Origin of the sequence: Sphaerotilus sp., assembly GCF_041083715.1 — a bacterium.
In the GTDB taxonomy this organism is placed as follows: Bacteria; Pseudomonadota; Gammaproteobacteria; order Burkholderiales; family Burkholderiaceae_C; genus Sphaerotilus.
In genome coordinates this window covers 1-9,820 of record NZ_JBFPGY010000172.1, presented here as the reverse complement: position 1 = coordinate 9,820, position 9,820 = coordinate 1, and the positions used below count along the sequence as shown (strand labels likewise).

The window sequence follows — 9,820 nt, the reverse complement described above, 5'->3', positions numbered from 1 at the left end:
GGCGACATGCTGCTCGAAGCGCTGGTGGCCTGCGCCGGAGTCACGATGAACGCGGTCGCCACGTCCATGGGCATCACGCTGCGCGGTGCCAGGGTGCGGGCCGAAGGAGACTTCGATGCCCGTGGCACGCTGGGCGTGTCCAGGGACGCGCCGGTCGGGCTGCAGAACCTCCGCCTGGACTTCACCTTCGACACCGACGCCAGCGACGAGCAGGTCGCCACGCTGCTCAAGCTCACCGAGCGCTACTGCGTCATCTACCAGACGCTGGTGCATCCACCGGTGGTGACGGTCGCACGCCGGACGGTCTGAGCGCCAGGACAGCCAACGGCAGGCAGCGCCTACACTCGCCCCCCATGCCTGCACCCACCACCGAACGTCCCCGCGCCGCCACCCCACGCTCCCTGTCCGGACTGAAGCCCTTTCTCTGGCCCTACCGGCTGCAGATCGGACTGGCCTGTCTGTTCCTCGTGCTGGCGGCCGTCAGCACGCTGGTGTTCCCGATGGCGCTGCGCTCGCTGATCGACCAAGGCCTCGTCGCCACCGACCCAGGCGATCGGGTGATGGCGCTGCGCGAGCACTTCCTCGCCCTGTTCGCGGTCGGCGCAGCCCTGGGTGTGTTCTCGGCCTCGCGCTTCTACATGGTGAGCTGGCTCGGCGAGCGCGTCACCGCCGACCTGCGCAACGCGGTCTACGCCCACGTCGTGCGCCAGAGCCCCGAGTTCTTCGAGACGACGCAGACCGGCGAGGTGCTCTCCCGACTGACCACCGACACGACGCTGGTGCAGAGCGTCGTCGGCTCCAGCCTGTCGATGGGCCTGCGCAACACCGTGATGGGCCTGGGCGCGATGGTGATGCTCATCGTCACCAATCCGCTGGTGATGGCGCAGGTGCTGGGCATCCTGGTGCTGGTGGTGCTGCCGTCGCTCTACTTCGGCCGCCGCGTGCGCAAGCTCAGCCGCGCCAGCCAGGACCGCGTCGCCGACACCAGCGCCATCGCCGCCGAGGTGCTCAACGCGATCCCGGTGGTGCAGAGCTACACGCAGGAAACCCGCGAAGCCGCCCGCTTCGATGCCGCGACCGAAGACGCCTTCGAGACCGCCCGCAAGCGCACCCGCGTACGGGCCTTCCTCGTTGCATTCATCATCACCGCCACCTTCGGCGCGCTGCTCTGGGGTCTGTACCAAGGCACCGAAGCGGTGATGGAAGGCCGCATCAGTGCCGGCCACCTGGGGCAGACCGTCGTCTACGTGATCATCCTGGTCAGCAGCGTGGCGGTGCTGTCGGAGGTCTACGGTGATCTGCTGCGCGCGGCAGGCGCGACCGAGCGGCTCATGGAACTGCTCGCCACCCGCTCCCCGGTGGTCGATCCGGTGCAGCCGCTGGCACTGTCAGCGGCACACGGTGGCTCGGCGGTGCGCTTCTCGGCGGTGGATTTCCACTACCCCTCGCGCCCGAACCAACTGGCGCTGGCGCACTTCGACCTGACACTGCGCCCAGGTGAAACCGTGGCGCTGGTCGGGCCGAGCGGCGCGGGCAAGAGCACCGTGCTGCAACTGCTGCTGCGCTTCTACGACGCACAGTCCGGCGCCATCACGCTGGACGGCGTGGACGTGACACGGCTGTCGCTGGCCGATCTGCGCGGGCGTGTGGGCATCGTGCCGCAGGACAGCACGATCTTCTCGGCCAACGCGATCGAGAACATCCGCTATGGCCGCCCCGACGCCAGCGATGGCGAAGTGATCGCCGCGGCCAAGGCGGCGCACGCGCACGACTTCCTGATGGCGCTGCCCGAGGGCTACCAGACCTTCCTCGGCGAGCGCGGTGTGCGCCTGTCCGGCGGCCAGCGCCAGCGCATCAGCATCGCGCGTGCCATGCTCAAGAATCCGCCGCTGCTGTTGCTCGATGAAGCCACCAGCGCGCTCGATGCCGAGAGCGAGCGCCTGGTGCAGGCCGCCCTGGAAGCCGCCATGAAACACCGCACCACGCTGGTGATCGCCCACCGGCTGGCGACGATCCAGCAGGCCGATCGCATCGTTGTGATCGATCACGGCAGGATTGCCGAGGAAGGCACCCATTCCGAACTCGTTCAACGCGGTGGTTTGTATGCGAAGCTCGCCGCCATGCAATTCAATCTGGCGACATGATGGCCACCACTCTGGAGCGCGGCTCGATCGAGAGCCGCAAGGAACCCCGCTTCACTGTCACTTGGCGCGGTCGACTGATCCTGCCTGGCGGGCAGGTTCAGGAGGTGCGGGTGCGTGACATTTCCGAGAAAGGTGTCGGCCTGCTCGCCGACCAGCCGCTGCCGAGCAACACGGTCATGCAGCTGGTGCTGGGTGTGCCGGACCTGAAAGACCTGACGCGCATCATGGCGGTCCCTGTGCGCATCAACTCGGCCTATGTGGTGATGCAGAGCCACGACTTCCGCGTCGGCGGCACCTGGATCGACCTGAGCGGTTCGGTGCGCACGCTGCTGCAGGACTGGATGCGCAAGCTCAGCTACAAGCTCTGAGAGGGGCTGTGCTCCCTATAATGGGCGGTTTCCCTGTCCGCCGCCCATGCCAGTTTCCTCCGCCGACGCCCTGACCCCGCCGCCTGCGCGCGCGGTCTGCACGCAGTACGAAGACCTGATGCGCCACGTGCATCGGCACGGCGTCCTCAAGAGCGACCGCACCGGCACCGGCACCCGCAGCGTGTTCGGCCACCAGATGCGTTTCGACCTGCGCGAAGGTTTTCCGCTCGTCACGACCAAGAAGGTCCACCTGCGCTCGATCATTCTGGAGCTGCTGTGGTTCCTGCGCGGTGAATCGAATGTGCAGTGGCTGCAGGACCGCGGCGTGACGATCTGGGACGAATGGGCACGCGACGACGGCGACCTCGGACCGGTCTACGGCGTGCAGTGGCGCTCCTGGCCGACCCCGAACGGCGGCCACATCGACCAGATCGCCGAGGTCGTGCAGCAACTCAGGACCAACCCGGACTCTCGCCGCATCCTCGTCAGCGCGTGGAACGTCGCCGACCTGGGCCGCATGGCGCTGATGCCCTGCCACGCGCTGTTCCAGTTCTATGTGGCGGAAGGTCGTCTGAGCTGCCAGCTCTACCAGCGCAGCGCGGACATCTTCCTGGGTGTCCCGTTCAACATCGCCAGCTACGCGCTGCTGACGCACATGCTGGCGCAGCAGTGCGACCTGGACGTGGGTGATTTCGTCTGGACCGGCGGCGACTGCCACCTCTACAGCAACCACACCGAGCAGGTCGAGACGCAACTGACCCGCACGCCCTTCCCCTTCCCGACGCTGCACCTCCAGCGCCGACCGGACTCGATCTTCGACTACCGGTACGAGGACTTCGAGGTGCTGGATTACCAGCACCACCCGGCGATCAAGGCGCCGGTGGCAATCTGATGGCACAGCTCTGCCTGATCGCCGCCGTGGCCCGCAATGGCGTGATCGGCCACCGCAACGAGCTGGTCTGGCACGACCCAGCCGACGCGAAACACTTCCGCACCACGACGATGGGTTGCCCGGTCATCATGGGGCGCAAGACCTGGGACTCGCTGCCAGCGAGGTTCCGACCGCTGCCGGGTCGGCGCAATCTGGTGGTGACACGCCAGACACACTGGGCCGACAACGATGCAGCCCGTGGAGCCGAAGTGGTCTTCAGCCTGGAAGCGGCACTGGCTGCGGTGGCACACACCACGGCGCCTCGGGTGTTCGTGATGGGCGGTGGCCAGCTGTACACGCTGGCCCTGCCCCATGCCGACGTGCTGGAGCTGACCGAGATCGACGCCGACCTCGACGGCGATGTCCGCTTTCCGGACTGGCCACGCGACGCGTTCGAGGAAGTGACCCGGACCCCGCACCCGGGCTTCTCGTTCGTGACCTACCGGCGACGCTGATCCTCAGCCAAAGGGCCGCACACCGATCAGCGGCCCGTGCAGCCACAGCGCGAAGATGATCCACGCGAAGATACCGACAAACGCGGTGATCACATCACGCCCGGAATGGAGTGGCAGCGGCAGGTTGCCGGCGGCACGGTCACGCTGGCGTGCTGCGCGGTACGACAGCACGGCCCAGAGCAGGAAACTGCCGAACAGCACCACATCGGCCAGTCGCCCATTGGCCAGCAGATGCGCCAGCGCCCAGACCTGGACACCAAGCACCATCGGGTGGCGGACCTTGGCCTTCAGGCGCGAGCCGGGCACATAGGCCGCGGTCAGCAGCACAAAGGACAACAGCATCAGCAGCGCCGCGATGTGGCGCGTGGCCGTCGGCGGCATCCACAGGGACACCGAATCGACCCGCGCCGCGCCATAGCCCCAGACCACCATCGCCAATCCCGACAGCGAAACCACGGCATAGACCGCCTTCCAGCCCAGGACACCGAGACGCCGGATCTGACCAGCCCGCCAGTCGTCGGCAAGGATCCTGACCGAATGACCCCCAAGGAACAGCATCAAACCCAGTATCAAGACAGTCACGGCATCGGTCCTTCCATGGTGAGCAACAGCGCGCGAGTATCGCCCAGCCCGGCCCACCACCGACAGTGCCTGTCCTGCGGCATCATCGCACCATGAAGATCGCTACGTGGAACGTCAACTCCCTCGCCGTGCGGCTGCCGCAGGTGCTCGACTGGCTCGTGCTGGAGCAGCCCGACGTGCTGGTCCTGCAGGAAACCAAGCTCACCGACGACAAGTTTCCGGTCGACGCACTCGCCGAGGCCGGTTACCGCAGTGCCTGGTTCGGGCAGAAGACCTACAACGGCGTGGCCCTGCTGTCCCGCCACGCCTTCACGGACGTGGTGCACAACATCCCCGGTTTCGAGGATCCGCAGGCGCGGGTCATCGCGGCCACGGTCGAGGGGGTGCGGGTGATCGGTGCGTACTTTCCCAATGGACAGGCGCCGGACAGCGACAAGTTCGTCTACAAGATGGCGTGGCTGGAGGCGCTGGAGCGCTGGCTCAGCGGCGAGTTGCAGAACCACCCGGCGCTGGCGTTGCTCGGCGACTACAACATCGCGCCGGAAGACCGTGATGTGCACGATCCGGTGGCCTGGGCCGGCCAGATCCACTGCACGCCGCAGGAGCGCGGTCACTTCCAGGCGCTGCAGGCACTCGGACTGCAGGACGCTTTCCGGCTGTTCGAGCAGGCCCCGCGCAGCTGGAGCTGGTGGGACTACCGCAATCTGGCATTCCGCAAGAACCAGGGGCTGCGCATCGACCACATTCTTGTCAGCGCTCCCCTGGTGGCACGCGCCACCGGTTGCCGCATCGACAAGGCACCCCGCAAGAACGAACGTCCAAGTGACCATGCCCCGGTGCTGCTCGAACTGGACAGTGGTGCATGAATAAAAAAGCGCCTCGCGAGAGGCGCTGTCAATGCATACCAGGGAAAAACATCGTTGCACCCGAAGGTGCCCGACGTGTCAGGCGCGGGACTTCAGGCGGCGGCGCCCCATCAGGCCGAGCGCTCCGAGACCGCCCAGCATCATGGCGTAGCTCTCCGGCTCGGGCACCGGCGCGGCGATCTGCGTGATGGCCACGTTGTCGATGGTCAGGTTGCCATTGAAGGTCGGGGGCAGCGGCGTCGTGCCGAAATACAGGCGGTAGTTGTCGGTGCTGGTCAGTGCGAACGTGGTCGAGAATTGCGACGTCGTTGCGTTCTGCACGAAGGCTTGTGCCACCGTGGCGTGGGTGTCGTTGTCGTACAGCATCACGTAACCGTCGCCCACCGTGTCGAACGTCAGCTGGTAGTTGCCGGCCGACGACGCGGCGAAGCCCGACCAGATCACGTCACCGCCGACGACCTGGGCCATCTGGTTGCCGCCAACGTCGATGATCTTCGACGACCCACCCAGCCAGCCCCACTGGACATTGCTCCAACCCAGATTGGAGAACGTGTCAGAGGTGTTGGTCGCCACGGCGGACAACTCGAAGTCGGCATTGGCGATGGCAACCTGTGCCTGAGCGCCAACGGCCCCGAAGGCCAGAAGCAATGCAGCAGCGGTAGAGACAAGAGACTTGTGCATGAAAACTCCGTAAGGAAGGATGAAATGTGTGATCTATTCACCTGAGCCGATAACCGGTCACTTGAATTCAGTTTAGGTCCCCGACCCAAACTGCAACGCAAGATTAGCCCACAAATCGGCCATCAAATGCCTTCGATCGACCGCCGCACCTGACCATGGGGTATTTCAAATCGATACAGACAGCCCCCCTGATATTCCTTGTGGAATATTCACTCACTCCCCCTCATCCACGCGCCCGTGATCAAGGGCTGGCGCGCATCTGGCATGTGCGCAGGCACCTGCAGAATCCCCCATGAAAAAACGCCCCGAAGGGCGTCTCTGATGGGGGTCAGGAAATTCGCTGCACGCTCAGATGCGCTTGCCAATCCGGCGACGGCTCATCAGACCCAGAGCACCCAGCCCAGCCAGCATCATGGCGAAGCTCTCGGGTTCCGGCACCGGCGTGACGGCCGAGACCGACACATTGTCCAGGCTCAGCGCAGGGTAGAAATCCGGGGGCGTGACCATGCCGCCGAAATACAGCTTGTAGGAGTCACCCCCCACCAGCGAAACCGGACCGGCGGAGGCGGTCGTCCAGCCCGCCGAAGGGGCCAACGTGGTCGGAGCGACCACGGCCGGCGTCCAGCTGCTGTCAGTCAGGCCCCACAGACCGCTGCCCTGGAAATCGAATCCAATGGTGTACTGGCCTGAAGTGGCAACGCTGAAGGACGTGTAAATGATATCGCCCGAAGCGATCTGGGCAAACTGGTTGCCACCGTTGTCGATCAGCTTCGTCTGGCCGGACCCACCGCTGTAGAAACCCCAGTTCAGATCTGAAAAGGACAGCGACGTCACGGGAGAAAACGAGCCCGTCGAGAGATCAGGGCTGTCGAACGTGCCGTTGGTCACCAGATTGGCATGGGCGCCCGTGGCGGCCAGCAGAAGGCCAGCGGCGACAGCAGAAATAGTCTTGCGCATTGAATGCTCCCGGTATGAGATGACAGAAGAGGCCATGCCGAATTCGCCCATCAGACAAGTACCCTGTCTTTTCGCGTCCAGCACTTCCACCGAGTCAGATTACTCCCGCCCCTGCATCTGGAGTATGGCCAGATTCCCCAAACCCCCTGAATACGGGTGATTTTTTCAGAACAAGGCCCAGATCGCCGACGTATTCCACGAATGGACCTCCTCGGCATTCGATATAAAGATAAAAATATGCTTGACTGAAAACATCAATCCCCTATGCAAGGGGTATTGCGCATCCATCCGGGAATTTTTCACGCATGCAAAAGAAAAGCACCCGCATTGGGTGCTTTCATCATCCCCCCTGCCGACGCATGGAGGGGTCGGCAGAGGTGCGCGGGCGGAGCAGATCAGGCGCGGCGGCGGCGGCTCATCAGACCCAGGGCACCCAGACCAGCCAGCATCATGGCGAAGCCCTCGGGTTCCGGCACCGCCGACACGGACACGGCATCCACCGACAGGCCCGAACCAAAGCCCGAGAAGTACAGGTGATAAGAATTGCTGCCGTTGAGCACCCCCGTGTCGAAGGTGTATTGCACCTGGTGCCAGCCAGCGCCATAGTTGACCGGATTGGTGCTGGACACGGCCACTGGTGTGGTGAACAGGCTGGCCGCCACGTCATCCGAATCGAACAGACGCGAACGGCCTTCGCCGCTGGCCCAGAAGCTCACGGTGTAACTGCCGGCGGTGTCGACCGAGAAGCTCTGGACCAGACGATCGCCCAGGCCCAAGAAGGCAAAGCGCTGGCCATCGTAAGCGCCGGCCGGGCCTTGGGCGGTGGTCATGGTGCCTTCGGACGACCAAGCACCCGCCGAGCCGATCAGCGCACCACTGGTGTACGACTCGAACGACACGTCATCAAGCCCGGCGACAGCAGCCTGCGCAGCACCGCCGGCAGTCAGCGCCAACGCGATGGCGAGAAAAATTTTAGAGATTTTCATGTTTTCCCCAATGGTATGAAGTGATTGATCGGTGTAGCCCCTGATTCGGGTGATCCGACATTGAAAGATTAACGTGCATTGCATCAATTTTTTCACTATCGAATCCGAACACCCCTCAAACAAGGGATCAAGCCCGATGGGCCACGCAGTCCCACCGCCAGTCAATCGCTGGCCCTTGCTGGCCGCCATGGCGGCGCTGCTGCTGGCCGGCTGTGCAGGAGTGCCCGACAAGGGCCGCGGCCACATGGCCCCCTCCGAATTGATGCAGGTGCCGGATGCCCAGCCGCGCGTCGAGACGCTGCGTTCCGGTGGTCCGAACAAGCCGTATGCCGTGCTCGGCCGCACCTACACGCCGCTCACGACGGATGCGGAGGTGCGCGAATCCGGACTGGCATCGTGGTACGGCGGCAAGTTCCAGGGTCTGCCGACCGCCAGCGGCGAACGCTACGACATGTATGCGATGACGGCCGCGCACCCGACCATGCCCATCCCGAGCTATGCGCGGGTGCGCAATCCGGCCAACGGACGCGAGGTGATCGTGCGCATCAACGACCGGGGACCGTTCTCCCCGGGCCGCATCATCGACCTGTCACTGGCCGCCGCCGTGCGTCTGGGGGTGTCCCACGCCGTGTCCCCCGTCGAGGTGGAGCGGCTGACGCACGACGAGATCCGCAGCGGCAATTGGCGCCGCTAGCCCACCAGGATAGGCTCGGATTCGAGCCGGATACCAAAGCGGCCGTAGACACTTTCCTGGATCGCCCGGGCCAGCGTGAGGACCTCGGCACCCCGTGCCTCGCCACGGTTGACGAGCACCAGCGCCTGCTTCTCGTAGACCGCTGCACCGCCCACCGATTTGCCCTTCCAGCCACAGGCGTCGATCAGCCAGCCGGCGGCGAGCTTGAAGCTGCCGTCGTCCATCGGGTAGTGCACGACGTGTGGATCGCGCGCGATGATGTCGCGGCATTGCTCCGGCGTGACCACCGGGTTCTTGAAGAAGCTGCCGGCATTGCCGATCACCGCAGGATCCGGCAGCTTGGCACGGCGGACCGCACAGACCCAGTCGAAGATCTGGCGCGCCTCCGGCTGCACGATGCCGGTTTCTTCCATCTTGCGCTGCAGATCGAGGTAGCCGAGCACCGGCTGCCATGGCCGTGGCAAGCGCAGGCGTACCCGGGTGATGACGCCCTTTCCAGCCAGTTCGTGCTTGAAGACACTGTCGCGGTAGCCGAAGCGGCACAGGCGCCGGTCCAGCGTGAAGCCGCGGCCGGTGACCAGATCGACGCCGTCGAGTGACTCGAACCGGTCGGCCAGCTCCAGCCCGTAGGCGCCGATGTTCTGCACCGGCGCGGCACCCACCGTGCCGGGGATCAGCGCCAGGTTCTCCAGACCACCGAGGCCCTGCTCGATGGTCCAGGCCACCAGGCGGTGCCAGGACTCGCCAGCCCCAGCCTCGACGATGACCGCATCCGCCCGCTCATCGACCACCCGCAGTCCCGGAATCTCGATCTTGAGCACACACGCCGTCACGTCCCGCGCCAGCACGATGTTGCTGCCGCCCCCCAGGATGAACTTGGGCGCACGGCCGAATTCGGGATGGTCGACGACGCGGCGCACGTCGGCTTCCTCCTCGATGTGGACCAGGGTCTGGGCATTGGCGGGCAGGCCGAAGGTGTTCCAGGCCCGCAGATTGACGGCGGTTTCGATGCGCATGGCAGAATTTTCTCCCATCGCCCTGCCAACGCGGGCGTTTCCTGTCGTTCCACAAGAAAGAGATGCCGCCATGCCCAGCTTTGACACCGTGCTCGAATCCGAAATCGTCGAGGTCCGCAACGCCATCGACCAGGCCAACA

The 9,820-nt window shown here is 65.0% G+C and carries 12 protein-coding genes; 7 read left to right on the top strand and 5 right to left on the bottom strand.

Annotated elements, in window-relative coordinates:
* The 5 genes from AB3X43_RS07770 to AB3X43_RS07750 form a co-directional block, all read left to right on the top strand.
* Window positions 1-309, top strand: a 309-nt coding sequence (locus AB3X43_RS07770) for an OsmC family protein (RefSeq protein ID WP_369429282.1), incomplete at its 5' end; no start/stop codon positions are given.
* Between the two features lie 44 nt (window positions 310-353).
* The gene (locus tag AB3X43_RS07765) at window positions 354-2,144 is read left to right on the top strand and encodes an ABC transporter transmembrane domain-containing protein (RefSeq protein WP_369429281.1); all 1,791 of its coding nucleotides are present in this window, start codon (window positions 354-356) and stop codon (window positions 2,142-2,144) included.
* Window positions 2,141-2,512: a PilZ domain-containing protein gene (locus AB3X43_RS07760; protein WP_369429280.1), complete on the top strand. Its 372-nt coding sequence runs from the start codon at window positions 2,141-2,143 to the stop codon at window positions 2,510-2,512. The genes AB3X43_RS07765 and AB3X43_RS07760 overlap by 4 nt, the downstream gene beginning before the upstream one ends.
* Before the next feature lie 46 nt (window positions 2,513-2,558).
* Entirely contained in the window at window positions 2,559-3,404 is an 846-nt protein-coding gene (locus tag AB3X43_RS07755) for a thymidylate synthase (protein WP_369429279.1), read from the top strand.
* Window positions 3,404-3,898, top strand: coding sequence for a dihydrofolate reductase (locus tag AB3X43_RS07750; RefSeq protein ID WP_369429278.1), 495 nt, complete (start codon window positions 3,404-3,406; stop codon window positions 3,896-3,898). The genes AB3X43_RS07755 and AB3X43_RS07750 overlap by 1 nt, the downstream gene beginning before the upstream one ends.
* A 3-nt stretch (window positions 3,899-3,901) precedes the next feature.
* On the opposite strand, the gene AB3X43_RS07745 is transcribed toward AB3X43_RS07750, so the two are convergent.
* Window positions 3,902-4,480 (bottom strand): NnrU family protein, encoded by a 579-nt coding sequence (locus tag AB3X43_RS07745; RefSeq protein ID WP_369429277.1) that lies wholly within the window; start codon window positions 4,478-4,480, stop codon window positions 3,902-3,904.
* 92 nt (window positions 4,481-4,572) lie between these two features.
* Here AB3X43_RS07745 and AB3X43_RS07740 point away from each other — a divergent pair, with 92 nt between their 5' ends.
* Window positions 4,573-5,346, top strand: a complete 774-nt coding sequence (locus AB3X43_RS07740) for an exodeoxyribonuclease III (protein ID WP_369429276.1) — start codon at window positions 4,573-4,575, stop codon at window positions 5,344-5,346.
* Window positions 5,347-5,424: 78 nt separating this feature from the next.
* On the opposite strand, the gene AB3X43_RS07735 is transcribed toward AB3X43_RS07740, so the two are convergent.
* The 3 genes from AB3X43_RS07735 to AB3X43_RS07725 all read right to left on the bottom strand — a co-directional run bounded on the left by AB3X43_RS07735 (window position 5,425) and on the right by AB3X43_RS07725 (window position 8,159).
* Window positions 5,425-6,027 (bottom strand): PEP-CTERM sorting domain-containing protein, encoded by a 603-nt coding sequence (locus tag AB3X43_RS07735; RefSeq protein WP_369429275.1) that lies wholly within the window; start codon window positions 6,025-6,027, stop codon window positions 5,425-5,427.
* A 348-nt stretch (window positions 6,028-6,375) separates the two neighbouring features.
* On the bottom strand, window positions 6,376-7,035 hold the full coding sequence (locus AB3X43_RS07730) for a PEP-CTERM sorting domain-containing protein (protein WP_369429274.1): 660 nt from the start codon (window positions 7,033-7,035) through the stop codon (window positions 6,376-6,378).
* Between the two features lie 344 nt (window positions 7,036-7,379).
* Window positions 7,380-8,159 carry a PEP-CTERM sorting domain-containing protein gene (locus AB3X43_RS07725; protein WP_369429273.1) on the bottom strand — a complete coding sequence of 260 codons (780 nt, stop codon included), beginning with the start codon at window positions 8,157-8,159 and terminating at the stop codon, window positions 7,380-7,382.
* On the opposite strand from AB3X43_RS07725, the gene AB3X43_RS07720 reads away from it, so the two are divergent.
* Window positions 8,146-8,664 carry a septal ring lytic transglycosylase RlpA family protein gene (locus AB3X43_RS07720; RefSeq protein WP_369429272.1) on the top strand — a complete coding sequence of 173 codons (519 nt, stop codon included), beginning with the start codon at window positions 8,146-8,148 and terminating at the stop codon, window positions 8,662-8,664. The two genes, AB3X43_RS07725 and AB3X43_RS07720, sit on opposite strands and share 14 nt — an antisense overlap.
* Here the strand turns inward: AB3X43_RS07720 and murB are convergent.
* Entirely contained in the window at window positions 8,661-9,680 is a 1,020-nt protein-coding gene (gene murB / locus AB3X43_RS07715; RefSeq protein WP_369429271.1) for a UDP-N-acetylmuramate dehydrogenase, read from the bottom strand. The genes AB3X43_RS07720 and murB overlap by 4 nt on opposite strands.
* Between the last annotated feature and the right edge of the window lie 140 nt (window positions 9,681-9,820).

What these genes read in the sequence shown, in the direction of transcription:
- AB3X43_RS07760 (WP_369429280.1), top strand. Translation starts at nt 2,141, where the DNA reads ATGATGGCCACCACTCTGGAGCGCGGCTCGATCGAGAGCCGCAAGGAA.
- AB3X43_RS07755 (WP_369429279.1), top strand. Translation starts at nt 2,559, where the DNA reads ATGCCAGTTTCCTCCGCCGACGCCCTGACCCCGCCGCCTGCGCGCGCG.
- AB3X43_RS07730 (WP_369429274.1), bottom strand. Translation starts at nt 7,035, where the DNA reads ATGGGCGAATTCGGCATGGCCTCTTCTGTCATCTCATACCGGGAGCAT.
- AB3X43_RS07740 (WP_369429276.1), top strand. Translation starts at nt 4,573, where the DNA reads ATGAAGATCGCTACGTGGAACGTCAACTCCCTCGCCGTGCGGCTGCCG.
- AB3X43_RS07725 (WP_369429273.1), bottom strand. Translation starts at nt 8,159, where the DNA reads ATGGCGGCCAGCAAGGGCCAGCGATTGACTGGCGGTGGGACTGCGTGG.
- murB (WP_369429271.1), bottom strand. Translation starts at nt 9,680, where the DNA reads ATGCGCATCGAAACCGCCGTCAATCTGCGGGCCTGGAACACCTTCGGC.
- AB3X43_RS07765 (WP_369429281.1), top strand. Translation starts at nt 354, where the DNA reads ATGCCTGCACCCACCACCGAACGTCCCCGCGCCGCCACCCCACGCTCC.
- AB3X43_RS07750 (WP_369429278.1), top strand. Translation starts at nt 3,404, where the DNA reads ATGGCACAGCTCTGCCTGATCGCCGCCGTGGCCCGCAATGGCGTGATC.
- AB3X43_RS07735 (WP_369429275.1), bottom strand. Translation starts at nt 6,027, where the DNA reads ATGCACAAGTCTCTTGTCTCTACCGCTGCTGCATTGCTTCTGGCCTTC.